Origin of the sequence: Streptomyces sp. NBC_01460 (assembly GCF_036227405.1) — a bacterium.
Taxonomy (GTDB): Bacteria; Actinomycetota; Actinomycetes; order Streptomycetales; family Streptomycetaceae; genus Streptomyces.
Genome location: NZ_CP109473.1, coordinates 1,284,333 through 1,308,063, shown reverse-complemented (window position 1 = coordinate 1,308,063; position 23,731 = coordinate 1,284,333). Strand labels below are relative to the sequence as shown.

Genomic DNA, 23,731 nt, shown 5'->3' with positions numbered 1-23,731 from the left:
GATCATGGCAGACACTCTCGTGGAGCGGCGCTCCATCGACGTCGTCCCCGACGGCGAACGGCACGGCACCGCGTTCAGCCAGTTCACCCTCTGGCTCGGCGCCAACCTGCAGATCACCGCGGTCGTCACCGGCGCGCTCGCCGTCGTCTTCGGCGGCGACGTGGTGTGGTCGGCGGCCGGTCTGCTGCTCGGCAACCTGCTGGGCGGCGCGGTGATGGCCCTGCACTCGGCGCAGGGACCGAAGCTCGGCCTGCCCCAGATGATCCAGTCCCGCGCCCAGTTCGGCGTACGCGGCGCGGCCGTGCCGCTGCTCCTGGTCATCCTCATGTACGTCGGCTTCTTCGCCAGCGGCAGCGTCCTCGCGGGACAGGCCACGGCGAAGCTCACGCACACGAGCGACACCACCGGCATCGTGGTCTTCGCCGTGGTCACCGCGGTGGTGGCGACGGCCGGCTACCGCGTGATCCACGCCCTGGGCCGCGTGGCGAGCGTCATCTGCGCCGTCGCCTTCCTCTACCTCGGCGTCCGGCTCCTGGACCGGGTGGACCTCCCGGCCCTCCTCGGCGACGCGCACTTCGACCTGCCGATGTTCCTGCTCGCGGTGTCGCTCTCGGCGTCCTGGCAGCTCGCCTTCGGGCCCTACGTCGCGGACTACTCGCGCTATCTGCCGCGTACGACGTCGAAACGGGCCACGTTCTGGTGGACCCTGTCGGGCTCGGCGCTCGGCTCGCAGTGGTCGATGACGTTCGGGGTGCTCGTGGCGGCGTCCGCGGGCGAGGCGTTCCTCGCCGACCAGGTCGGCTACGTGGTCGGCCTGGGCGGCACGGGCCTGATCGCCTCGTTCCTCTACTTCGTGATCGCGCTGGGCAAGCTGACCATCAACGTGCTCAACACCTACGGCGGTTTCATGTCGATGGTGACCGGCATCAGCGGGTTCCGCGGCCGGGCGACGCTCTCGCCGCGCGGCAGGACCGCGTACATCGCCCTGATCATGGCGGCGGGCACGGCGGTGGCGCTGCTGGGCAAGGACAGCTTCCTGACGACCTTCAAGGACTTCCTGCTGTTCCTGCTGACGTTCTTCACCCCGTGGTCGGCGATCAACCTGGTCGACTACTACCTGATCTCGCGGGAGCGGTACGACATACCGGCACTCTCCGACCCCGGGGGCCGCTACGGCGCCTGGCGGGGCGACGCCCTCACCGTCTACGGGGTGGGCGTCCTGGCCCAGCTCCCGTTCCTCGCGACACACTTCTTCACGGGCCCGATGGTGGAGCCGCTGGGCGGCGCGGACATCTCCTGGATCGTCGGCCTGGCGGTGCCCGCGGCCCTGTACTGGCTACTGGCCCGACGCGACACCTCGCACGTCCCGGAGGAGACGCGGTACGCCCTGGTCGCCCCGCGGAACACGTCCTGACACCGGCCGGGGACACCCGGGGCGCGGAGGCCCCGGGCTACCCGGCCTGCTCCCGGCGCACCATCTCGCCGATCCAGGCGGGCGCGTACGGGGAGGTGCAGCCCGGGGGCGTCGGATAGTCCTTGAGCACTTCCAGGCGCTCGCCGATGCCGATCGCGCGCGTGCGGTGGGCGGCGTGCGCGATCCCGATCCGGGCCAGGCAGTGGTTCATGGCCCATTGCAGGCGGTCCGGGGCGTCCTTCATCTCCGCCTCGATGACGTCGAGCAGGCCGCCGAGGTCGAGCCCGTCGGGCCTCTTCGCCACGCGATCGGTGGTCAGGGCCCAGCCGGCGCTCGCGACCACCGGGTCCGGATCGGCGGACCAGGCTGTGCGCAGCTCGTCGGCGTGCGGGTTCTTCTTCACCACGTAGTTCACGAGCCAGTCGTGCACCTTGGGGGTGCGGGCGTCGCGCACCATGGCGTCCAGCTCGTCACGGCCGAACGCCTTCGGACGGCAGATCAGGAGCGCCAGCAGCCTCGCCGCGGTGTCCTCCGACTCCCACAGCCGGCACGCGAGTTCCTGCTGCGTCCTCAGCCGCTTCGCGAGCGCCCGCAGCGCGCCGAGGTTCACGCCGTGATCGTCCCCGTGCCGCTCGTTCACCGCGCGTGCCTTCGGGTCCTCGAGCCCGGCCAGCTCGGCCATCACCTCGGCCACCGTCGTCCCGGCCACACCGGCCTCCTGTCTCCCATCTGGAGGAAGCAGCTTAAGGGCGGAGCCGCCACGACGGCTGGGTGCCGGACCCGGCGGTGGCGTTCAGTCCCCGTCGGAGCCGCCCGAGTCCGCATCGGCGCTGTCCCCCCAGTCGGACACGTCCGGAGGCCCGGCCGCCGCGCGGCGTCGTGCCACCACCGTGCCGGAGACGGCCGTCGCGGTGATCAGGCCCGCCACGCAGGCCATCATCAGCGCCGTCCCCGAGAGGAACACGGCAGCCCACCGCGGGCCGTCCGGGTCCACGTCCAGGAAGGTGAGCAGACCTGCCCCCGGCAACACACCGAAGATCCATGAGCCGCAGACGGTGGCGACCGTCATTCCCTGGTGGAGGTCGGAGAGGCCGGCGACGTCCCGCGGAGTCGCCGCCGGTGCCGGCCACACGACCGGGATCAGGGCCACCGCCTGGCAGAGGAGACAGACGAGCTGGACGACGGCGCAGCCCGCGAACGAGAGCGGGCGCGACCAGAAGTACAGCAACGCGGCGAGGGCGCAGGCGAAGGTCCCCGCGTTGCCCACGAACACCCACACCGAGCGGGACCGGACGAGATCGGACACCGCGTCGTACACGTCCTCCCAGAACCATGCGTCCGTGATCCTTCTCAGCGCGCGATTGTTCCTCAGACCGTCGAACATGTCCGCCCCCCGGTGCGTCGGTGCCGTCCCCGGCCCGCATCATGCCCACGCGGGGGAAGCCGTAAGGCGCCGTCCTCCCGCCATTTCTGTCCGGGGCACGCCGGGCCCTCCGCCCCTGCCCTCCAGCCAGGACGACTCGTCCGACAGCAGGAAGACGACCAGCGGGGCGACCTCGTCGACCGTCCCGGTGCGGCCCGGCTCGCCCGGCTCCTCTCCCCGCTCGCCCCGGTGCGGACCGCCGCCCGGGTCGGCGGACGTCCGGGCGACCCGCCGGGGCACGTACGCGCGCCTGTGAACGGGGCCGCTCACACAACGTTCACCTGCCGGTCGGTCACCTCATGTTGCCATGTTCCTGCCAATCGGATGGGATTGCGCCATGGGAGACCAGGGACACGACCACACGCACGGACACGACCACACCCACGGACATGACCGCGCCGACGGGCACGGCCCTCGCGCGCAGGCGGCGGGGACGGGCCGCCGGGCCCTGCTCGGCGCCGCCGCGGGCGGGATGCTCTTCCTGGCGGCGGCTCCCGGGACCGCCCGGGCCGCCACCACCGCCACGGCGGCTGCCGGTGGGTCTCGGGCCCTGGCCGCGGGCGGGGCGTCCCGTGCCTCGCTGATCACGCGGGGGACGACCCTCGTCCACGCGGACCTGCATAACCACACGGCCATGTCCGACGGCGACGGGGACCCCGCACTCGCCTTCGCCTCGATGCGTGGCGCCGGACTCGACGTGGCCGCCCTCACCGACCACAGCGGAGTGTTCACCATCGGGGGTCTCAGCTCCTCCGAGTGGAGGCGCACGGCGCAACTGGCCGACGCGGCCGACATTCCCGGTGTCTACACCGCGATCCGCGGCTTCGAATGGACGCACGCGCTGCTCGGCCACGCCAATGTCTGGTTCTCCGACTCCTATGTCGACATGTCGCTGGCTCCGGGCATGCGGGCGTTCTTCGACTGGCTGGACGACAAGGACGCGGTGGCCGGCTTCAACCACCCCGGGCGGGAGGTGCTGCGGTTCGACGAGTTCAGCCACCACGCGGCCGCGCACGACCGCATGGTCAGCCTGGAGATGTTCAACCGGACCGACGACTACCTCTTCGAGGGCTGGTCCTCGGGCAGGAGCTCGCCGTTGGTGGCCTGCCTGAACGCCGGCTGGCGCACCGGTCTGACCGGTGTGACCGACGAGCACGGCACCGACTGGGGCTACCCCGAGGGCAAGGGCCGCAGCGGCCTGTGGGTCACCGAGAACACCAGGGCGGGTGTCCTCGAAGCGATGCGTGCGCGGCGCTTCTTCGCCACGCGTGTCTCCGGTCTGCGCCTGGACGCGACGGCCGCCGGTGTCCGGATGGGTGGGCAACTGCCCCTCACCTCAGGGGACGTACGTTTCCGGGTCGACCTGGACCGGGGCGCCGAGTGGGCCGGCAGGCCCCTGGACATCCAGGTGCTGCGGCCGGGCACCGCCGCGCCCGAGGTCGTCGACGTCGTCACGACGACGGCCGGCCGGATCACCGAGTTCACCGTGCCGCTGGACACCGCCGACGGCAATTGGGTCGTCCTGCGCGTCTCCGACCCGGCCCGGGCCAACGGCTCGCCCGGACCGGCGGGGCACGTGTGCAACGACTGGGGGGTGGCGTACAGCAGCCCCTGGTGGCTCCAGGGCTGACCGGCCACGCCCTCCGGGGCCGGAGGGGTCGCGCCGTGACCGGTCAGGAGCGGTGTCGGTGGTGGAGGGGGGCGTCAGCCTCCCAGCCCGAAGAATCGTGCCGCGTAGTACGGACCGCAGAGCGAGTCGTGTCCCCGGCCGGCGGTGCCGCACCGGTCGATGCCCTCACCGGGGTCGACCGGCGCCTCATGGCCCATCGCGTCGATCAGGTACGTCTCGACCTGCCCGCCGCCGTACACCTGCTTCGTGACCCCGGAGGCGGGGCGTGAGGTGGACGACGGCGTCTGCGGGATGCCGAACACATCGGTCCAGCCGTCGCGTTGCTTCTCCAGGGACTTCTTGTTGATCAGCGGATCGGAGCCGCCGTGCCAGATCTGCACACGCGGCCGCCCGCCCGCGTACCCGGGGTGGGCGCCGCGGATCCTGTCGCCCCACTCCCGAGGGGAGATGAGGTTGTACCGGCCGGGGCACGGGGCGAGGGAACCCGTCCGGAAGTAGTCCTGCTCGTTGTCGGCGCACCCGTACGCCATGCCGAAGAAGACGGCGCCCGCCTCGAACACCTCGGGGTGGGCCGCCAGCATCACGTTGGTCGCCGCGCCCCCGCCGGAGTAGCCGGCGGCGAAGACACGGTCGGCGTCGGCGGCGTGGTTCGCCTTCATGTGGTCGACCATCTGGACCACCGAGCGCGCCTCGCCCTGGCCGTCGTGGGTGCGGTCGGCGGGGTTCCACGCGCTGAAGCACCTGTGCGGCACGATGCCGCCCGAGCCGACGTTCTCGTCCTTCTGCTCGGGGAGGACGAGGGTGAAGCCGTAGGCGTCGGCGTACTTGCGCCACCCGGTGTCGACGTCCAGGTCCTGGGCCGAGCCGCCGCACCCGTGGAAGAGGACCACGACCGGGGCGCCGGACCGCGCGCTCTCGGGGACGTACGCGAACATCTTCAGGTTGCCGGGGTTGCTGCCGAAGCCGGACACCTCGTGGAAGCCTGTGTCCGCCCGTGCCGGGACGGCGGTGAGCACCGCCGCGGCCGTCACCGCGACGACCGTCACCGACAGGGCCTTGAGCCTGTGCCGTAGGAAGCGGGATTCCGCGCCCGCCGCGCCTGGGGAGTCCATGCCCCGAAGGGTGGGGTCCGCGCCCCCGGCAGGGCATCGGCAGGATGACCGGTGCCGGGGGCGCCGGCAGGAGGCAGCCAGGTATGGCATGGACCACATCCGGTCCGTCCGCGAGGGGTGTCCCCGCTCCCGCAGATCCCCTGCGGGAGCGGGGCTGTGGGCCGGTGGAGCGGGGCGGGGCCCGCCGGCCGCTGTGAGCCGGATCTCTACCGCACCGCCCGTGCCCGCTGGCACTGTGGTCGGGTCACGGGGGACCCACTGCCGACCGACCGAGCGAGATGCCATGACCGCGACCACTGCCGAGAACCGGACACACACCCGCGCCCGCACCGGTGGGCCCGAGGACGGGCCCAAGGTCCTGGAGCACATCCTGGGCTGGACGCTCGTCGTCGTCCTCGCCATGTTCGTCACCCAGGCGGGGCTCATGTGACCTGCGGCCCGCGGACGACGGGTGGGGTGGGGCGCCCGCCCGGCACCCCACCCCTGACCCGCCCTGCGGTGCGTGTACCCCGCCAGGGCTAGTTGATGGCCTTGATGAGCTCACCGTTCGCCGTGTCGCCGCTGAGCTCCCAGAAGAAGGTGCCTCCCAGGCCCTGCTGGTCCTTGTAGGCCATCTTCGTGGCGATGGTCGCCGGGGTGTCGTAGCTCCACCAGTTCGTCCCGCAGAGGGCGTACGCCGTGCCGGCGACGGTGCTGGTGGCGGGGCAGGTGTCCTTCAGGACCTTGTAGTCCTCGATCCCCGCCTCGTACGTGCCCGGGGCCGCCCCGGTGGCCGTGCCGCCCGGCTCCGCCTGGGTGACACCGGTCCAGCCGCGGCCGTAGAAGCCGATACCCAGCAGCAGCTTCTCCGCCGGGATGCCCAGGCCCTTGAGCTTGGAGATCGCCGCGTCGCTGTCGAAGCCCTCCGTCGGGATGCCCGGGTAGGAGGTCAGCGGCGAGTGCGGAGCCGTCGGTCCCTTCGCCGCGAACGCACCGAAGAAGTCGTACGTCATCGGGTTGTACCAGTCGAGGTACTTCGCGGCCCCCGCGTAGTCCACCGCGTCGATCTTGCCACCGTCCGACCCGTCCGCGGTGATGGCCGAGGTGATCAGGTTGCCGGTGCCGAACTTCGTGCGCAGTGCCGACAGGAGGTTGCCGTACGCGTCACGGCCGCTGGTGTCGCAGGTCAGGCCGCAGGCGTTCGGGTACTCCCAGTCGATGTCGATGCCGTCGAAGACATCGGCCCAGCGCGGGTCCTCGACCAGGCTGTAGCAGGACTCGGCGAAGGCGGCGGGATTCCGTGCCGCCTCGCCGAAGCCGCCGGACCAGCTCCAGCCGCCGAAGGACCAGATGACCTTCAGGTCCGGGTGCAGCTTCTTCAGCTTGCGCAACTGGTTGAAGTTGCCCCGCAGTTCCTGGTCCCAGGTGTCCGCGACGCCGTCCACCGACTGATCGGCGGTGTAGGCCTTCTCGTGGTCGGCGTAGCTGTCGCCGATGGTGCACTTGCCGCCCTGGACGTTGCCGAAGGCGTAGTTGATGTGCGTCAGCTTGTCGGCGGAGCCCGACGTCTCGATGTTCTTGACGTGGTAATCGCGGTCGTAGACGCCCCAGTTGGTGAAGTATCCGACGACCTTGTCACCTGCTGCGGCGGGGGCCGCCTCGGCGGCTGCCGGAGCGGAGGCGGTGGGGGCCGCGCCCGCCGACAACGTGCCGGCGACGCCGAGGAGGGCGGCTCCGAGTGCGGCGGTACAGAGGGTGGCGGCGAGCGCCCTGAGGCGGGCGCGAGGACGGTGAAGTCCGGTCATGGTGGCTCCTCGTGGGGGAGGGCATGGGTGTGTGGGGGATGCCTGTCCCGTCCACCGGAAGTTGGCATGGACGCGATGAGGCAGTGGGGCAGACCGTAGAAGGACTAGACCAGTTGGGTCAATGGTTCGGACCAATTTCGCTGATCACGCCCCCGGTCACCCGGTGACGCGTGCGCTCCGATCGGGCATACTCGACGCGCCACAGCCGCTGGCCAGCGCCTCCCGTGATCCGGGAAGGCAGGATCGGCTGCGGAGCCGTAGATTTCCGGGCAACGCCCGGGACCACCCGGCGGTGCCGCGCACACCCCGCGCGCGCGACCGCCGTCACGCCCGACAGGGAGGAGAGCGCCGTCATGTCCGACCGTGCCCCGCAGCCGGTGGAACGCCGTCTGCCCACCGAGGAGTCCCGGCAGCTCGTCGAGCTCGTACGCGACATCGTGTCGAAGGAAATCGCTCCCCGGGCGGCCGAGGAGGAGGAAGCGGGGGTCTTCCCGCGCCCGGTCTTCACGCTGCTCTCCGAAGCCGGACTGCTCGGACTGCCGTACGACTCCGCCCACGGCGGCGGCGACCAGCCGTACGAGGTCTACCTCCAGGTGCTCGAAGAGCTGGCCGCCGCACGTCTCACCGTCGGCCTCGGCGTCAGCGTCCACTCGCTGGCCTGCCACGCGCTCGCCGGATACGGCACCGCGGCGCAACGGGCCGCGCACCTCCCCGCGATGCTCTCGGGCGGCCTGCTCGGCGCCTACTGCCTCTCCGAGCCGTCCTCGGGCTCCGACGCCGCCTCGCTCCGTACGAAGGCCGTACGGGACGGCGAGGACTGGGTGATCACCGGGACCAAGGCCTGGATCACGCACGGCGGCATCGCGGACTTCTACACGGTCCTGGCCCGTACCGGGGAGGACGGCCCGCGCGGGATCACCGCCTTCCTCGTCCCCGGCGACGCGGAGGGGCTCGAAGCGGCCCTGCCCGAGAAGAAGATGGGGATGAAGGGCTCGCCCACCGCCCAGCTGCACTTCGACGGGGTGCGGATCTCCGGCGACCGCCGCCTCGGCGAGGAGGGTCAGGGCTTCGCCATCGCCCTCTCCGCACTCGACTCGGGGCGGCTGGGCATCGCCGCCTGCGCCGTCGGCGTCGCCCAGGCGGCCCTGGACGAGGCGGTCCGGTACGCCACCGACCGGCAGCAGTTCGGCCGTCCGATCGCCGACTTCCAGGGGCTGCGCTTCATGCTCGCCGACATGGCCACCCGGATCGAGGCGGGCCGGGCGCTCTACCTGGAGGCGGCACGGCTCCGCGACGCGGGCCTGCCGTTCTCCCGCCAGGCGGCGATGGCGAAGCTGTTCTGCACCGACGCGGCCATGCGGGTGACCACCGACGCGGTCCAGGTGCTCGGCGGCTACGGCTACACCCTCGACTTCCCGGTCGAGCGGCTGATGCGCGAGGCCAAGGTGCTGCAGATCGTGGAAGGGACCAATCAGATCCAGCGCATGGTCATCGCCCGTCACCTCGCGGGTCCCGAGACGCGCTGAACCGGACGGGCCGGTCCGACCAGACCGGCGTCGTCATGATCCGGTTCCACTCCTGGTCATGACGGCCCGGGAGGGTCCGGCCCGTACTCTCCCAATGGTGCAGCACGGCCCGGTAGATGGGTGTATCGGTGATCTGCGGCACGGCCTGCCGTGCGGGCTCCCGGGGCGGTCCGGGCTGCGGAACCGATTCTCCGGACGCCGGTGCGGCGAGACGGCGGCGGACGGGGCCGGCCGTTGGATGCGGCGTGGTCATACAGAACCAACGCCGCTACCGGGTCCGGGGTCACTGTCCGGCCGATTCGCGCGCCCGTTCCTCGGGTGCGCGGCCACCGGCCGGCCCGTGAGCCGCCCGCACCACGATGGCCGGGCCGTCGTGGTGCGCCCGCGTGACGGGAGCGTCAGGCGGCGTGGCGTCGCGACTGCGGCACGTACCGCAGGGGGCGTGAGCCCGGGCCGCCGGCGTGCGAGAAGGGCTGCATCCGCCAGTCGAGCCCCTGGGGGAGCGTCAGCAGCAGTGCGGTCTCCTGCTCCTGGACCTCGAGCGAGTCGTCGGCCGGGCGGGCCCGGGAGACGTCGCGGTCGGTGCCGGGGCACACGGTGAGCACGAAGGGGTTCCACGGGGTGGGGCACAGCGCGTGCTCGGGGAGTACGTCCTCGTCCGCCAGCAGGGCGATCGGCCGGGCGCAGTCCGGGCAGATCACCCGGTACATCTCGAGTGTGTCGTACGCGTCGGGCACGGCGTCCGCGTCGGACTCCGGGTCTGCGTACGCGTCGGACTCCGGATCGGTACGTCCGGTGAGCTTCAGGCTCTGCATGGGTCTTTCCCCCCTCGGGTGGGCCGACATGGCGCCACGGCCTCGGCCACAGCAAGCACTTCCCGTGGGAAGTCGGCCGTAACCGCGTGGTCGTCGGCTACCCACCCGTAAACTTGTGGCATTCGTCACATGCCCCTCGAACGTGCCCTTCCGGGGGTCCTACGGCTGTGCCTGGGGGGAGCCGGGGCATAGGTTGATCCGCATGGAGGAGCTGGACCGTCAGATTGTGGAGTTGCTCGTCAAGGACGGGCGGATGAGCTACACCGACCTGGGCAAGGCCACCGGCCTGTCCACATCGGCCGTTCATCAGCGCGTCCGCCGGCTGGAGCAGCGCGGGGTGATCCGCGGCTACGCCGCGGTCGTCGACCCCGAGGCCGTCGGCCTGCCCCTCACCGCGTTCATCTCGGTGAAACCCTTCGACCCCAGCGCCCCCGACGACATCGCCGAGCGGCTCGCCGGGGTGCCGGAGCTGGAGGCGTGCCACAGCGTCGCGGGCGACGAGAACTACATCCTCAAGGTCCGGTGCGCCAGCCCGCTGGAGCTGGAGCACCTGCTCACCCGCATCCGGACCCTGGCGGGCGTGTCCACCCGTACGACCGTCGTCCTCTCCACGCCCTACGAGGCGCGGCCGCCCCGTATCTGAGGCGCCCGGCCGGGCGTGGCGGAGGGGGCCGGGGGAGGAACCGGACCCGGCAGGCGGGAGACTGGTCCCATGACCGAGAGCACCGCCCCCCAGAGCGACCACCGCACCGTGCTGCTGCGCGGTGGAGACGTCCACAGCCCCGCCGATCCGTTCGCCACCGCGATGGTCGTCGAACGGGGCCATGTCGCCTGGGTGGGCTCGGAGGGGGCGGCCGACGCCTTCGCGAGCGGCGTCGACGAGGTGATCGACCTCGAAGGGGCCCTGGTCACCCCGGCCTTCACCGACTCGCACGTCCACACCACGTCGACCGGACTCGCCCTCACCGGGCTGGACCTCTCCGGCGCGCGCACGCTCGCCGACGCCCTCGCGCTCGTCCGCGCGTTCGTGAACGGCCGGAGTGCGGAGGGGGTCGTCCTCGGTCACGGATGGGACGCGGCCCGCTGGCCCGAGCAGCGCCCGCCGTCGCGCGGCGAGCTCGACGAGGCGGCCGGCGGCAGGGCCGTCTACCTGCCCCGTGTCGACGTGCACTCCGCCGTGGTGACCACCGCCCTCCTGGACCTCGTCCCCGGCGTCACCGCGCTGGCCGGCTACCACCCCGACGCACCCCTGACCGGCGACGCCCACCACGCGGTGCGGGCGGCCGCCCACGGCGCCGTCACGCCCCGGCAGCGGGCGCGGGCGCAGCGCGCCGCCCTGGACCACGCCGCCTCCCTCGGCATCGGCACCGTGCACGAGTGCGCGGGCCCGGAGATCTCGGACGAGGAGGACTTCACCGGCCTGCTGAAGCTCGCCGCCGAGCAGCCCGGCCCCCGGGTCTTCGGGTACTGGGCCGAGCAGATCGACGACGCGAAGGGGGCTCGCCGGATCCGCGAGCTCGGTGCCGTCGGAGCGGCCGGCGACCTCTTCGTCGACGGGTCGCTCGGCTCGCACACCGCCCTCCTGCACGAGCCCTACGCCGACGCCCCGCACACCGGCACCGGGCGGCTCGACGCCGCGCGGATCGCCGCGCACGTGACGGCGTGCACCGAGGCGGGACTCCAGGCCGGCTTCCACGCCATCGGCGACGCGGCGGTCTCCGCCGTGGTGGAGGGCGTCCGCGCCGCCTCCGAGACCCTCGGACTCGCACGGATCCGGGCCGCCCGGCACCGGGTGGAACACGCGGAGATGCTCACCCCCGAGACCGTCGCGGCCTTCGCCGAACTGGGCCTCACCGCTTCCGTGCAGCCGGCCTTCGACGCGGCCTGGGGCGGCCCCGACGGCATGTACGCCCGGCGTCTGGGCGCGGAGCGCGCCGCGACCCTGAACCCGTACGCGGCACTCCTGCGCGCCGGTGTGCCCCTCGCCTTCGGCTCGGACAGCCCGGTCACCCCGCTGGACCCCTGGGGGACCGTCCGGGCCGCGGCCCACCACCGCACGCCCGGTCACCGGGTCTCCGTGCGCGCCGGCTTCACCGCCCACACCAGGGGCGGCTGGCGGGCCGTCGGCCGGGACGACGGCGGTGTGCTCGTGCCGGGAGCCCCGGCCGACTACGCCGTCTGGCGCACCGGTGACCTGCTGGTCCAGGCCCCGGACGACAGGGTGGCGCGGTGGTCCACGGATCCCCGCTCCGGCACCCCCGGCCTGCCCGATCTCACCCCCGGATCCGAGCTTCCGGTCTGCCTCCGCACAGTGGTCTTCGGACAAACTGTCTACGTACGGCCGAACGAGTGACGTCCGTATATTTCGTACCGCCGATCGAAGGCGCGGGGACTCTGCCACGACCTGCGCGTCCTCGGCACTGACCTGGCGTTTTCGGGAGAAACCGCAGGTCGGAGGAGTATTGACAGAAAGCGCCCAGGGGCCGGTAGGTTCGGCCGGGTCCACCACTGGACGTCCGACCGGTCAAACCTCCACGCAGTCGTCGAACGCCGCTGGGTCATGGGGTGGTGTGCCGCACCGGCGCACCACCACTGACAGCCAGGTTCAGCGCCCGCGCCTCGGGGGCGAGGGAGGGTTTCGTCCGGACGGCAGGTGCGACCCGGGTGGGGCCCGGAGGTTCAGTAGACAACGGCTCTCGGTCGACCCGCAGCCAGCGGGTCCCAGGTCGGCCCGAAGGACGCCGGGCCCCGATCCGCAGTGCGGTGGTCCTTCTGTCCGCAGTTCCGCGCTTCTGTCCGCACCGCACACGCCGCCCCGTGACCGTGTCGGAGTCCGGCCCCGGCGCGCTGGATATGGTGTGCACCTGCGTACGGACTTTAAGGGGCAGTAGTGAACGACGGCGGCGGTTTGAGGCAGTTCGGCCCGCTCGGCAGAGTCTTGGTGATCATTCCGACCTACAACGAGGCCGAGAACGTCAAGCTCATCGTCGCGCGTGTGCGTGCCGCCGTTCCCGAAGCGGACATCCTCGTCGCCGACGACAACAGCCCGGACGGCACCGGCAAGGTCGCCGACGAACTCGCGGTGGGCGACAGCCATGTGCACGTCCTGCACCGCAAGGGCAAGGAAGGCCTGGGTGCCGCCTACCTCGCGGGCTTCCGCTGGGGCTCGGAGCACGGCTACGGCGTCCTGGTCGAGATGGACGCGGACGGCTCCCACCAGCCCGAGGAGCTGCCCCGGCTCCTCATCGCGCTGAAGGGCGCCGACCTGGTCCTCGGCTCGCGCTGGGTCCCGGGCGGCCGGGTGGTCAACTGGCCCAGGCACCGCGAGATGATCTCGCGCGGCGGCAGCCTCTACTCCCGGATGCTCCTGGGTCTCTCGGTGCGCGACGTCACCGGCGGCTACCGGGCCTTCCGCACGGAGACGCTGGACGGGCTCGGCCTCGACGAGGTCGCCTCGCAGGGCTACTGCTTCCAGGTCGACCTGGCCCGGCGGGCCGTCGAGGCGGGCTATCACGTCGTCGAGGTGCCGATCACCTTCATGGAGCGCGAGATCGGCGACTCCAAGATGAGCCGCGACATCCTCGTCGAGGCCCTGTGGAGGGTCACCGGCTGGGGCATCACCGGCCGCGCCAACAAGGTGCTGGGACGCAAGACCCCCTGACCGCCCCGGCGCGGGGCCGCGCGACGGCCTCATGATCACCCCCTTACGCCGCCCGCACGCCCGTACAGGCACACTGGGGGCATGACGACCGGCACTCCGCCTCCGAACCGTCCACGGCGCTCGCGCGCCCGTACCCTCCTGCCGCTGGGCGTCGCCGCCTGGCTGGTGCTGGAGATCTGGCTGCTGACCGTGGTGGCCGGTGCGGCGAACGGCTTCACCGTGCTGCTGATCCTGGTCGCCGGGGCCGTGCTCGGTGCCGCGGTGATCAAGCGGGCGGGCCGGCGCGCCTTCCGTAACCTCACCGAGACCCTCCAGCGGATGCCCGGGCAGCCCGGCGCTCCCGCGGCCCCATCCCAGGCGGCCCCCGCCGCCACCGAGGGCAACGGTTTCCTGATGCTGGGCGGTCTGCTCCTGATGATCCCCGGCGTGATCTCCGACGTGGCCGGACTCCTGCTCCTGCTGCCTCCCGTCCGCTCCGTGCTCCGCCGCTCCACGGAACGCTCCCTGGAGCGCCGTATGAGGGAGTCGACGCCGGGTGGCCTCTCGGACGCCTTCCAGCAGGCCCGCATCCACCGGCCGGACGGCAAGGTGGTCCAGGGTGAGGTCATCCGCGAGGACGGTGCTCCGGCGCGGCCCCGGCCCGACGACGGCCCGGGCACCGACCGCCCGCCGCTGATCCCCTGAGAGTCCGCTGCGGCCCCGCCCTCCGTGCCACGGAGGGCGGGGCCGCAGCGTCTCCCGTCACCCGGGAAGCCGCCCGTACCACCAAGAGCCGCGGGCCGCGACACATGTGCTGTGTCGCGGCCCGCGGCTCTTGATATCTGTGCGGTGGTACGCGGTCAGGCAGACTTCCTGCTGTCACGCGGGTGCACGGCGATGTTCATGGCGCCGGAGCGCAGGACCGCCAGCCTCTCGGCCAGCACTTCCTCCAGCTCCTCGCGGGTACGCCGCTCCATGAGCATGTCCCAGTGCGTACGCGCAGGCTTGCCCTTCTTCTCCTCGGGGCCATCCCCGTCCACCAGGAGTGCCGTGGCGCCGCACGCCTTGCACTCCCACTCCGCCGGAATTTCCGCCTCTACCGAGAACGGCATCTCAAATCGATGTCCGTTCGGGCATGCGTACTCCACCGCCTGGCGCGGGGCCAGATCGATGCCGCGGTCCGTCTCGTAGCTGGTAACCACGAGTCGCGTACCGCGGAGAGCTCGCTCACTCATGAATCGTGCCTCCCGGGCTTGTCGCCCACAGGACAGGTGTCGCTGTCGTCGTCATCCGGTCAACGTCCGGTCGGCGGTAAAGATTCCCGCCGCCGGTCATGCGTCGCCCGTCGTGCCGCTGCTTGGTCTGGGTCTCCTACCCACCGGTGCCCGGTTTGCTACCTCTTGTCGAAGTTGTCACCCAACGGTTTGACTTCTTCGGTTCGCAGTAACGGTCCTCCGGGCACACCAAAGGCGTACACTACCGGCCTTTCACTTCAACGTCTAAATCCTGTCCGGCACGGGATTGCCCGCCGCGGCCACCGCGGCCCGCACGGGAACCCTCGCCAGCAGTACCGAACCGAGCGCGAAGAACAGCACCAGGGACAGGATCGCATCCCGGTAGCTGCCGGTGAGCTGATAGCCGAGACCGAAGACCAGGGGCCCCAGCCAGCTGAGGCCGCGGTCGCTCATCTCGTAGGCGGAGAAGTACTCCGCCTCCTTCCCACGCGGCACCAGGTGCGAGAACAGCGACCGTGAGAGGGCCTGGCTGCCGCCCATCACCAGCCCGATCGCGGCAGCCAGGGCGTAGAAGAACACCGGCGCGTCGGCCGGCAGCACGTACGCCGCGGCGAGGATCAGCGTCCAGACGGCCAGCGAGGCGAGAATCGTGCGCTTCGCCCCGTACGCCCGGGCGAGTCGCCCCATCCCCAGGGCCCCCGCCACCGCGAGCACCTGGACCAGCAGCACCGCCGTGATCAAGGTCGTCTGGTCGAGGCCGAGCTCCTCGGAGCCGTACAGGGAGGCCTGGGAGATCACCGTCTGGATGCCGTCGTTGTAGACCAGATAGGCGAGCAGGAAGGCCAGGGTCAGCGGATGGCGGCGCATGTCGCGCAGGGTCGCCCGCAGCTGCCGCCAGCCGGAGCCGACCGCGCCGTCGCCGTCGGGTGCCACCCGCCGGTCCCGCAGCCGCCGCAGCGGTACGAGGGTGAAGGCCCCCCACCACACGCCGGCCGAGGCGATGCAGATCCGGACCGCGTCGGACTCGGACAGGCCGAAGGACGCGTGGCCCGTGTAGAGGACCAGGTTCAGGACGAGGACGAGGGCGCCCGAGGTGTACCCGAAGGCCCAGCCGCGCGAGGAGACCGCGTCCCGTTCCTCCGGGCCCGCGATCTGCGGCAGATAGGCGTTGTACAGGGCCATCGACACGGAGATCGACGCGTTCGCCACGATCAGCAGGAAGGCCCCCAGGAGGTAGCGGTGGCCCTCCAGGAAGAACATGCAGGCGGTGGCCGTCGCGCCCGTGTACGCGGCCGCCGCGAGCAGTGGCTTCTTGCGCCCCGTGCGGTCCGCCGCCGCGCCCACGACCGGCATGACGACCACCGCCACCACGATGGACACCGACACGGCGTACGCGAAGAGCGAGCCGGCCCGCACGGGTATGCCCAGCGGATGCACGAACCCGTCCGCGTCGGCGGCGGCCTTCGCTATCGAGGTCAGATAGGGGCCGAGGAAGACCGTGAGGACGGTGGTGGAGTAGACGGAGCACGCGAAGTCGTAGAAGTACCAGCCGCGTTGCTCCCGCCTGCGTCCGTCTGCCCCGGCCGGCCGTCCGGGCGGATCCGCCTTGTCTGCGGTACCGGTGCTCACGCCGCGCCCCCTTGTTCGTCCCGTGCGGACGCGGCGGGTTCCGGCGTCAGGTCCAGGCCCCCCGCTCGCTCAGCACCGTGCGCAGCGTCTCGATGTGATCGGTCATGATGCCATCCACCCCGAGATCCAGGAGCGCGGCCATCCGGCCGGGGTCGTTCACCGTCCAGACATGGACCTGCAGACCGCGCGCGTGCGCCGCGCGGACGAAGCCCCGGTCGACGACACGGATCCCGTTCTGGCTCTCCGGGACCTGCGCGCAGACCGCGCCCGCCCGGAGCGCCGCCGGTATGCCGTAGGAGCGCAGCCGCAGGGCGAGCACCCCGCGCACCCCGTAGGAGGTGGCCAGACGCGGGCCCGCGAGGCGGTGGGCCCTGGCCACCCGCGCCTCCGAGAACGAGCCCACGCACACCCGGTCCCAGGCGCCGGTCCTGCGGATCAGGCCGAGAAGCGGGGCGAGGGCGGGCTCCGCCTTGATGTCCACGTTCCAGCGGGCGCCCGGGAACTCCTCCAGCAGCTCCTCGAAGAGCGGCAGCGGCTCGCTGCCCGCCACCCGCGCCCGGCGCACCTCGCTCCACGGCAGCTCGGCTATCCGGCCCCGCGCGTCCGTCACCCGGTCCAGGGTCGGATCGTGGAAGGCGACCAGACGGCCGTCCGCCGTGGCGTGCACATCGGTCTCGAAGTAGCGGTAGCCGGCGTCGGCCGCGCGCCGGAACGCGGCCGCGGTGTTCTCCATCCCGCCCGCCGCCCCGCCCCGGTGGGCGAAGGGGATCGTCGAGGGATGGTCCAGATAGGGGTGGCGCCCCGGAGTCGCTGGGTTCACCGCGGAAGTATCGCCCCTCGGGATGTCCGCCCGGCGACGGCCACCGTGCGGGCCCCGGGCGCGGAGAGGTCGAAGAAGCGCAGGAAGAACTGGGCGAGCGGGCCGATGGCCAGGGCGTAGAGGACCGTGCCGACGCCCAGCGAACCGCCGAGCAGGAAGCCGGTCACGACCACCGCCACCTCGATCGCCGTACGCACCAGCCTGATCGAACGGCCGGTGAGCCGGTTCAGGCCCGTCATCAGGCCGTCGCGCGGCCCGGGGCCGAAGCGTGCGGAGATGTAGAGGCCCGTGGCGACCCCGTTGAGCACGATGCCCGCGGCCATCAGCGGGATCTGAGCCCCGAGGCCGTGCACGTCCGGGACGAGGGCGAGCGTGCCGTCCATCGCGATGCCGACCGCGAAGACGTTGGAGACGGTGCCGAGCCCCGGGCGCTGTCTGAGGGGGATCCACAGGAGCAGGACGACCGCGCCGACGATGATCGAGACGACCCCGATGGAGATGCCGGTCCGCTCGGAGAGCCCCTGGTGGAGCACCCCCCAGGGCTCCAGCCCCAGCCCGGCGCGGACCAGGAGCGCCGAGCTCGCTCCGTACAGGGCCAGGCCCACGTACAGATGGGTCAGCCGCCGGGTGAGCCGGGTGCCGCTCCGGGCGGTGGTGTCGGACAAGTGGTGCCCCCTGTGTAGTGGTGGTGGACTGCTTCATGTCACTCTGTGGCGGGGGATTGGCTTCCAACTACGGCCAATCCGAGGAAGGTGGACTGATTTACATGGCGCAGTGGACTTCGACCGTCGGTGCCGCACAGCTCGCCCGCCAGCTCCAGGGCCAGCAGGCACGTCCCCTCCCGCCGGGTGTGCGCAAGCCTCCCGCCTACCGCGCCCTCGCCGACGGTGTGCGCCTCCTCGTCCTGGAGGGCCGGGTCCCGGTCGCCGCCCGCCTGCCCGCCGAGCGGGAGCTCGCGCTCGCCCTGTCCCTCAGCCGGACCACCGTGGCCGCGGCGTACGAGGCGCTCCGGGCGGAGGGGTTCCTGGAGTCGCGCCGCGGGGCCGGCAGCTGGACCGCGGTCCCCGCGGGCAACCCGCTTCCCGCCCGGGGTCTCGAACCCCTGCCGCCGGAGTCGCTCGGCTCGATGATCGACCTGGGATGCGCCTCGCTGCCCGCCCCCGAGCCCTGGCTGACCCGGGCCGTCCAGGGTGCGCTGGAGGAGCTGCCGCCGTACGCCCACACCCACGGCGACTACCCGGCGGGCCTTCCCGCGCTGCGGCAGATGATCGCGGACCGCTACACCGGGAACGGCATCCCCACGATGCCCGAGCAGATCATGGTCACCACGGGGGCGATGGGCGCCATCGACGCCATCTGTCACCTCTTCGCCGGGCGCGGCGAACGCATCGCCGTGGAGTCCCCGAGCTACGCCAACATCCTCCAGCTCATGCGGGAGGCGGGCGCCAGGCTGGTGCCCGTGGCGATGGAGGAGGGGCTCGGCGGCTGGGACATGAACCGCTGGCGACAGGTCCTGCGGGACGCCGCTCCGCGGCTGGCCTATGTCGTCGCGGACTTCCACAACCCCACCGGGGCGCTGGCCGACGAGCAGCAGCGCCGCGCCCTGGTCGAGGCAGCCCGGTCGGCGGGCACGGTCCTGGTCGTCGACGAGACGATGCACGAGCTGCACCTGGACGCGGATGTCGAGATGCCGCGCAGGGTCTGCGCCTTCGATCCGGCCGGCAGCACCGTCCTGACCGTCGGATCCGCGAGCAAGGCCTTCTGGGCGGGCATGCGGATCGGATGGGTGCGGGCGGCGCCGGACGTCATCCGGAGCCTGGTCGCGGCACGCGCCTACGCCGACATGGGGACGCCGGTGCTGGAACAGCTCGCCATCAACTGGCTGCTGCGGACGGGCGGCTGGGAGCAGGCCGTGGCGGTGCGGCGCGAGCAGGCGAGGGAGAACAGGGACGACCTGGTGCGGGCGCTGCGGCGGGAGCTGCCGGAGTGGGAGTTCGGGGTTCCGCGCGGCGGTCTCACGCTCTGGGTCCGCACCGGCGGGCTCTCCGGTTCCCGGCTGGCCGTGGCGGGCGAGCGGGTCGGTGTACGCGTTCCCTCGGGCCCCCGGTTCGGGGTCGACGGGGCCTTCGAGGGCTATGTGCGGCTGCCCTTCACCGTGGGCGGCCCGGTGGCGGACGAGGCGGCGCTGCGGCTGGCCGCCGCCGCCGAGCTGGTCGGCTCCGGGGCGGGTGCGGGAGCCGAGGCGCCCCGGACGTTCGTGGCCTGAGGCGCCGGGGGCCCCGGCCGACGCCGGGGCGTCCCGGGATCACCCCTCCGCGGCGGCCGGAGCCCCGATCAGCTGCTCGCCGTGCACGGGGAGGGGCTCGGCGTCCGCCTCGGGCGCGGCCTGCTCCACGGCCGGCGCGCCACCGGGCAGCAGGTCGAGGACCGCCTGGCGGTGTGCCTCGCTCGTGGCCTCGTCGAAGGGGTCCGGCGTGGCCGGCACCTGGAGCCGCAGCACCTCCCCGGCGCCGAGCCGGGTGTAGCCGCGGCCGGGCGGGACCTCGGGGGTGGGCGTGGTGTGCGGCCGGGTGCCCAGGACGGACTCGACCTGCTCCCGGTCCGCCGGACCGAGGACGACCCGGGCCCTGGTGTGGGTCCGTACGGTCTCGGTGAGGGCGTCCAGACTGTCGATCTGGTCCGCCACCACGACCGTCACACCGGCGGCGCGTCCGTGCCGCAGAGGCACCTGGAGGAGCTCCTGCGGATCCTGCCGGCCGTCGGCGGCCGCCAGGTGCCCCAGCGCGCTCGGGCGGTCCAGCAGGATCCAGAGGGGACGTTTGATGTCCTCGGGCTCGGGGTGCCCGGCCTGGCGGGCCCGGTTGGCGGCGATGAGCCGCCGCTCGGTCTCGTGCGCGGCCCATTCGAGCGTCGCGAGCGCGCCGGCCAGCCCGCACTCCACGGCCAGTACGCCGTCGCGGCCGGTCAGGAAGCCGTACTCGCCGGTGCCCCCGCCCTCCACGACGAGGACGTCGCCGTGCTGGAGGGCCTGCAGGGCGAGGGAGCGCATCAGCGTCGTGGTGCCGCTGCCGGGGTGCCCGGCGATCAGCAGATGGGGTTCCGTCGAGCGGGCGCCGGTCCGCCAGATCACCGGAGAGGCGTCACGCGTCGCGTCGCCGTCCTGGACCGGCACGGTGCGGCGGACCGCGTCGGCGTCGGTGAAGCCCAGCACGGTCTCGCCGGGCGCGGTGACGAAACGCTGGGCGGCGATGGTGGTGGGGAGCGCGGCGAGCACGGTCATGAGGAGGCGGTTGCCCTCCTCGTCCCACGCGAAGTGGTATTCGCGGCCCCGGCCGGACTTGGCGTGGAGGACCTGCTCGACCCGGTCCCGTGACGCGGGGTCACCATCGTCGAAGTAGGCCGGGTAGTTCACCTGGAGCCGGGTGAGGCGGCCGTCGCCGTCGAAGACGAACGACGTGTCGAAGACCTTCTCCCAGTCGCCGCCGTGGGAGAACAGCGGACCGGGGTCGTCGGCCACGGAGAAGTGCGGCACCAGCGCCTCGTACAGCGCCCGGAGCCGTGCGGTCCCCGCCTCGTCGGGGCCCGTCTTCGCGGGGGTGCGGTCGCGCCCCCGCCATGCGGCGGCGCCCATCACCGAGACGAGGGCCAGCAGGGGCCCGTAGGGGATGAGCGCCAGCGCCAGTACGCAGGCCGCGACGAGGAACAGCACGTGCCCGCGCCGGTCCCTGGGCGTCGCGGCCCACTTCTGCCGCCCCGCTCCCGCCAGCAGCCGCAGCCCACGGGTGACCGTGATCAGCGGGTGGAGGACGTCGGTGGCGTTGTCGGCGGCCGTGCGCGCGATCTCCCGGCTGCGGGTGATCGAAGCGCTGCCGCCCTTGAGGATGCGGGGGAGTGGTCGCCGGGCCACGTCGGTCTCCTGAAGAGGTGGGAGCGGTCTCGGAGCGTCAGAACTTGATTCCGCCGAGCATGCTGGCGAGGCTCGCCCCGCCGGCCGTGATGCTCGGGGCGATGGCGGTGCCGGCCAGGTAGAAGCCGAACAGCGCGCAGATGAGGCCGTGGGAGGCCTTGAGCCCGTCCTTCTTGAAGAACAGGAAGGCGATGATGCCGAGCAGGACCACGCCGGAGATGGAGAGGATCATGAGCGGTTCTCCTGGTTGAGGGGACAGTCACCATGAGTACTTCCAGGATCACAAGATGTACCTATACGATAAAAGGTGCAAGTGAGTGAATACCGTCTTATTTCACTCGACCGGTGGGTGAAATGCCCTTGCCCGGCAGCCCTTTGAGTCCCTCCGGCCCCGTCCCCGCCGGAAATCGGCGCCCTCGGCGTGATCTTCCGCCGCGGCCGGGCAGACTGACGACCACGCCGGAGCAGTACCCTGACGATTCACTCGTACGGCCCTCCCGCCGTACCCCCCACCAGGTCGGTAACGGCGACAACGGCAATGGAAGGCGGTCCGTCCGATGAGCGAAACCCCCGATCCCGAGGTGGTCGAACTGGCGACCAAGGTCTTCGACCTCGCCCGCCGGGGAGAGACCGACGCTCTCGCCGCCTACGTCGACGCGGGAGTCCCCGCGAACCTCACCAACGACCGGGGTGACTCCCTGCTGATGCTCGCCGCGTACCACGGCCACGCTCCGGCCGTCGCCGCTCTCGCGGGCCGCGGCGCCGACCCGGACCGGGCCAACGACCGGGGGCAGACCCCGCTGGCCGGTGCCGTCTTCAAGGGGGAGCGCGACGTGGTCGACGCGCTGCTCGCCGCAGGGGCCGATCCGGCCGCCGGAACCCCGTCCGCGGTGGACACCGCACGCATGTTCGGCAAGGGCGACCTGCTGGAACTGTTCGGTGCGCGCTGAGACGCCGCCCGGGCCACCGGCCGGCCGGTGCGTCGTAAATGTGGTCGCGTCGGCGAAATGGCTGGGTCATCATGACGTCGCGGGTCCGTTCCGGGCCACCGACGAGAGGCAGAGGAAGATGAGCACCAGGCAGAAGACGGCGGTCGGCCGATCATGTTGCTGCGCGGCCTAGGGGATGTCTCCCCGGCACATGGAACAGCACAGTCCCGGTTGCGTCGACAGCTTGATGTGAGGCTTTCCCCATGTTCGATCCGTTCATAGCGCCGAGCGGCACCCTGCTCGGCCTGCTGCAGAGGGGCCGCGGTGACGGCACGCTCCACGCGCTCGCCGCCCCCCGCCCGGAGGCCCTCACGGCTCTCAACCACTGCGTCCTGAGCGATCCGCGTCACGACTGGCAGGTCGAGAACCGCTCCCTCTACTACGCGCGCCTGTACCTCGACCTCGACGGCGGCACCGAGGAGATCGAGCGCCACCTGTGGGACCCCGAGGACCACCTCGACACCGACGACTCACGCACGGGCCTCGCGCTCGCCGTGCTCGGCCACCTCGCCTCCTACGGACGTGACGACGCCCTCGCGCTCCTGCGCCGGTACGCCGCGACCGGCGCCAACTGGGCCTGGGCGCTCGACGAGCTGGCCCTGCGCGACGACGACGCCGGCCTGCGCTCCCTCGCCGAGCCGGTGCTCGCCCGGTTCCCCGCCGGCGCCGAGGGCTCCGCCGACCTGGCGGCCGCCGTGCGCGACGCCTTCGAGCCCCGGCCCTGGCGGCTCTGGGCCGACGACCCGCGCGAAGCGGTCGGCGGCCGGGTCAGGGCGGCGGCGGAGCAGGGCTCCTTCGACCGGTGGCAGCGCCAGATGCGGCCGGGCGGGCCACGACCCGGCTGGAGCGTCCAGGCCGTCTTCGACTGGGCCCAGGAAGGGCTGGAGCGCGGCAGCGCGCTCCACGTCCCCGCGGCCCGCTGCCTCTCGGCCGTCGCCGGAGCCGAGGACCGCCCCCTGATCGTCGAGGCGGCCCGCAGCGGATCAAAGGGCGCGCGCTGTGCCGCCCTGCACTATCTGGCGGAGGTCCGCGACCCCGCCGTGCTCGACCTCGTCGAACAGGCCGCGGTCGGCCCGTCCCGCACCGTCGCCGACGCGGCCGTGGCCGCCTTCGAGCGCATGTGCGGAGAGGCGGCGGTCGACCGCGCCCGGCGCTGGGCCCACCGGCCCGACGCCCTCGGAGCCTCGGCGTCCGGAGTGCTGGCCTGCCGCGGAGCCGTCCAGGACGCGCCGCTCGTCCTCGCCGCGCTGCGCGAGGCGGTCAGGGGCGAGGGCCCCGACGCCCCGCGCCTGTGGACGCTCGTCGACGGCACCGGCCGCCTCGGCATCGCCTGCGCCGCACCCGTCCTGCGCCACGTCTACCGGGAGACGTCCTCCTCGCACCTGCGGGGCAGGGCCGCCCGGGCACTGGCCGCCACCGACCCCTCCTTCGCCAGCGGATTCGCCGTGGAATGCCTCTGGGACTGCGAGGAGACCACCCGGGAACTGGCCGCACACCACGCGGAGACCGGTGACATCCGGGTCGCCGAACGGCTGAGGCGGCTCGCCGCCGACCCCGCCGAGGAGGCCGAGGTCCAGACCGCGGTACGCAGCAGGATCGGGCCGGACGCACCCGCCGTCTGAACCGGCGCCCCGACGGCCGACCGAGTCCGGATGCCGCGCGCCGGGGGCGCGCGGCGCGCGAACGCCCGTGGGGCGTTCCACGGCCGGAAGCTCACCGCACCGCCACCGGGCCAGGCGCCGGACCCCGCGACGCCCTGCCGGGTCCCACCGCTTCTGCACGGGTCCGTCCCCCACGCGAGAATGGA

Annotated in this window: 22 protein-coding genes and 1 pseudogene; 11 read left to right on the top strand and 12 right to left on the bottom strand. The window is 72.5% G+C overall.

Annotated features, from left to right (window positions below; all coding sequences use genetic code 11):
- The first annotated feature begins 4 nt into the window (after positions 1 to 4).
- Positions 5 to 1,414, top strand: coding sequence for a purine-cytosine permease family protein (locus OG488_RS05770; RefSeq protein WP_329226526.1), 1,410 nt, complete (start codon positions 5 to 7; stop codon positions 1,412 to 1,414).
- A gap of 37 nt (positions 1,415 to 1,451) precedes the next feature.
- Here the strand turns inward: OG488_RS05770 and OG488_RS05765 are convergent, their stop codons facing one another.
- The 3 genes and pseudogenes from OG488_RS05765 to OG488_RS05755 all read right to left on the bottom strand — a co-directional run.
- Positions 1,452 to 2,096 carry a DNA alkylation repair protein gene (locus OG488_RS05765; RefSeq protein ID WP_329238457.1) on the bottom strand — a complete coding sequence of 215 codons (645 nt, stop codon included), beginning with the start codon at positions 2,094 to 2,096 and terminating at the stop codon, positions 1,452 to 1,454.
- Positions 2,097 to 2,207: 111 nt separating this feature from the next.
- A complete protein-coding gene (locus OG488_RS05760; protein WP_329226524.1) occupies positions 2,208 to 2,798 on the bottom strand; it encodes a hypothetical protein in 591 nt (196 codons plus the stop codon).
- Positions 2,799 to 2,915: 117 nt separating this feature from the next.
- Positions 2,916 to 2,993: pseudogene (locus tag OG488_RS05755) on the bottom strand (3-oxoacyl-ACP reductase); the annotation flags it as partial.
- Between the two features lie 181 nt (positions 2,994 to 3,174).
- Between OG488_RS05755 and OG488_RS05750 the strand changes: the two are divergent.
- Positions 3,175 to 4,467 (top strand): CehA/McbA family metallohydrolase, encoded by a 1,293-nt coding sequence (locus tag OG488_RS05750; protein ID WP_329226522.1) that lies wholly within the window; start codon positions 3,175 to 3,177, stop codon positions 4,465 to 4,467.
- A gap of 74 nt (positions 4,468 to 4,541) precedes the next feature.
- Here OG488_RS05750 and OG488_RS05745 read toward each other — a convergent pair whose 3' ends face one another.
- A complete protein-coding gene (locus OG488_RS05745) occupies positions 4,542 to 5,579 on the bottom strand; it encodes an extracellular catalytic domain type 1 short-chain-length polyhydroxyalkanoate depolymerase (protein ID WP_329226519.1) in 1,038 nt (345 codons plus the stop codon).
- A 283-nt stretch (positions 5,580 to 5,862) separates the two neighbouring features.
- Between OG488_RS05745 and OG488_RS05740 the strand changes: the two genes are divergently transcribed.
- Entirely contained in the window at positions 5,863 to 6,009 is a 147-nt protein-coding gene (locus OG488_RS05740; protein WP_329226518.1) for an SCO1431 family membrane protein, read from the top strand.
- 88 nt (positions 6,010 to 6,097) lie between these two features.
- Here the strand turns inward: OG488_RS05740 and OG488_RS05735 are convergent, their stop codons facing one another.
- On the bottom strand, positions 6,098 to 7,363 hold the full coding sequence (locus OG488_RS05735) for a glycoside hydrolase family 18 protein (protein WP_329226517.1): 1,266 nt from the start codon (positions 7,361 to 7,363) through the stop codon (positions 6,098 to 6,100).
- A 353-nt stretch (positions 7,364 to 7,716) separates the two neighbouring features.
- Here OG488_RS05735 and OG488_RS05730 point away from each other — a divergent pair, with 353 nt between their 5' ends.
- Positions 7,717 to 8,889: an acyl-CoA dehydrogenase family protein gene (locus OG488_RS05730; RefSeq protein ID WP_329226515.1), complete on the top strand. Its 1,173-nt coding sequence runs from the start codon at positions 7,717 to 7,719 to the stop codon at positions 8,887 to 8,889.
- Positions 8,890 to 9,287: 398 nt separating this feature from the next.
- Here OG488_RS05730 and OG488_RS05725 read toward each other — a convergent pair whose 3' ends face one another.
- Entirely contained in the window at positions 9,288 to 9,704 is a 417-nt protein-coding gene (locus OG488_RS05725) for a hypothetical protein (RefSeq protein WP_329226513.1), read from the bottom strand.
- Between the two features lie 202 nt (positions 9,705 to 9,906).
- On the opposite strand from OG488_RS05725, the gene OG488_RS05720 reads away from it, so the two are divergent.
- From OG488_RS05720 to fxsA, 4 genes are all read left to right on the top strand, one after another.
- Positions 9,907 to 10,347 (top strand): Lrp/AsnC family transcriptional regulator, encoded by a 441-nt coding sequence (locus OG488_RS05720; protein WP_329226512.1) that lies wholly within the window; start codon positions 9,907 to 9,909, stop codon positions 10,345 to 10,347.
- 69 nt (positions 10,348 to 10,416) lie between these two features.
- Positions 10,417 to 12,057 carry an amidohydrolase gene (locus OG488_RS05715; protein WP_329226511.1) on the top strand — a complete coding sequence of 547 codons (1,641 nt, stop codon included), beginning with the start codon at positions 10,417 to 10,419 and terminating at the stop codon, positions 12,055 to 12,057.
- A 537-nt stretch (positions 12,058 to 12,594) separates the two neighbouring features.
- Positions 12,595 to 13,365, top strand: a complete 771-nt coding sequence (locus OG488_RS05710) for a polyprenol monophosphomannose synthase (protein WP_329226510.1) — start codon at positions 12,595 to 12,597, stop codon at positions 13,363 to 13,365.
- An 81-nt stretch (positions 13,366 to 13,446) separates the two neighbouring features.
- Positions 13,447 to 14,049 carry an FxsA family membrane protein gene (gene fxsA / locus OG488_RS05705; RefSeq protein ID WP_329226509.1) on the top strand — a complete coding sequence of 201 codons (603 nt, stop codon included), beginning with the start codon at positions 13,447 to 13,449 and terminating at the stop codon, positions 14,047 to 14,049.
- Between the two features lie 155 nt (positions 14,050 to 14,204).
- Here fxsA and OG488_RS05700 read toward each other — a convergent pair whose 3' ends face one another.
- From OG488_RS05700 to yczE, 4 genes are all read right to left on the bottom strand, one after another.
- Entirely contained in the window at positions 14,205 to 14,579 is a 375-nt protein-coding gene (locus OG488_RS05700) for an RNA polymerase-binding protein RbpA (RefSeq protein ID WP_078598328.1), read from the bottom strand.
- A 264-nt stretch (positions 14,580 to 14,843) separates the two neighbouring features.
- Complete coding sequence (locus OG488_RS05695; RefSeq protein ID WP_329226507.1) at positions 14,844 to 16,208, bottom strand: MFS transporter; 1,365 nt, start codon at positions 16,206 to 16,208, stop codon at positions 14,844 to 14,846.
- 46 nt (positions 16,209 to 16,254) lie between these two features.
- A complete protein-coding gene (locus OG488_RS05690) occupies positions 16,255 to 17,028 on the bottom strand; it encodes a glycerophosphodiester phosphodiesterase family protein (protein ID WP_329226506.1) in 774 nt (257 codons plus the stop codon).
- Entirely contained in the window at positions 17,025 to 17,693 is a 669-nt protein-coding gene (yczE, locus tag OG488_RS05685; protein ID WP_329226505.1) for a membrane protein YczE, read from the bottom strand. The genes OG488_RS05690 and yczE overlap by 4 nt, the downstream gene beginning before the upstream one ends.
- Before the next feature lie 101 nt (positions 17,694 to 17,794).
- Here yczE and OG488_RS05680 point away from each other — a divergent pair, with 101 nt between their 5' ends.
- Positions 17,795 to 19,294 carry an SCO1417 family MocR-like transcription factor gene (locus tag OG488_RS05680; RefSeq protein ID WP_329226503.1) on the top strand — a complete coding sequence of 500 codons (1,500 nt, stop codon included), beginning with the start codon at positions 17,795 to 17,797 and terminating at the stop codon, positions 19,292 to 19,294.
- A gap of 39 nt (positions 19,295 to 19,333) precedes the next feature.
- Here OG488_RS05680 and OG488_RS05675 read toward each other — a convergent pair whose 3' ends face one another.
- The gene (locus tag OG488_RS05675) at positions 19,334 to 20,935 is read right to left on the bottom strand and encodes a hypothetical protein (protein WP_329226502.1); all 1,602 of its coding nucleotides are present in this window, start codon (positions 20,933 to 20,935) and stop codon (positions 19,334 to 19,336) included.
- 37 nt (positions 20,936 to 20,972) lie between these two features.
- On the bottom strand, positions 20,973 to 21,167 hold the full coding sequence (locus OG488_RS05670; RefSeq protein ID WP_056787333.1) for a hypothetical protein: 195 nt from the start codon (positions 21,165 to 21,167) through the stop codon (positions 20,973 to 20,975).
- Positions 21,168 to 21,492: 325 nt separating this feature from the next.
- On the opposite strand from OG488_RS05670, the gene OG488_RS05665 reads away from it, so the two are divergent.
- Positions 21,493 to 21,885 carry an ankyrin repeat domain-containing protein gene (locus tag OG488_RS05665; protein WP_329226499.1) on the top strand — a complete coding sequence of 131 codons (393 nt, stop codon included), beginning with the start codon at positions 21,493 to 21,495 and terminating at the stop codon, positions 21,883 to 21,885.
- 242 nt (positions 21,886 to 22,127) lie between these two features.
- Positions 22,128 to 23,546: a HEAT repeat domain-containing protein gene (locus OG488_RS05660; protein WP_329226497.1), complete on the top strand. Its 1,419-nt coding sequence runs from the start codon at positions 22,128 to 22,130 to the stop codon at positions 23,544 to 23,546.
- The last annotated feature ends 185 nt before the right edge of the window (positions 23,547 to 23,731 follow it).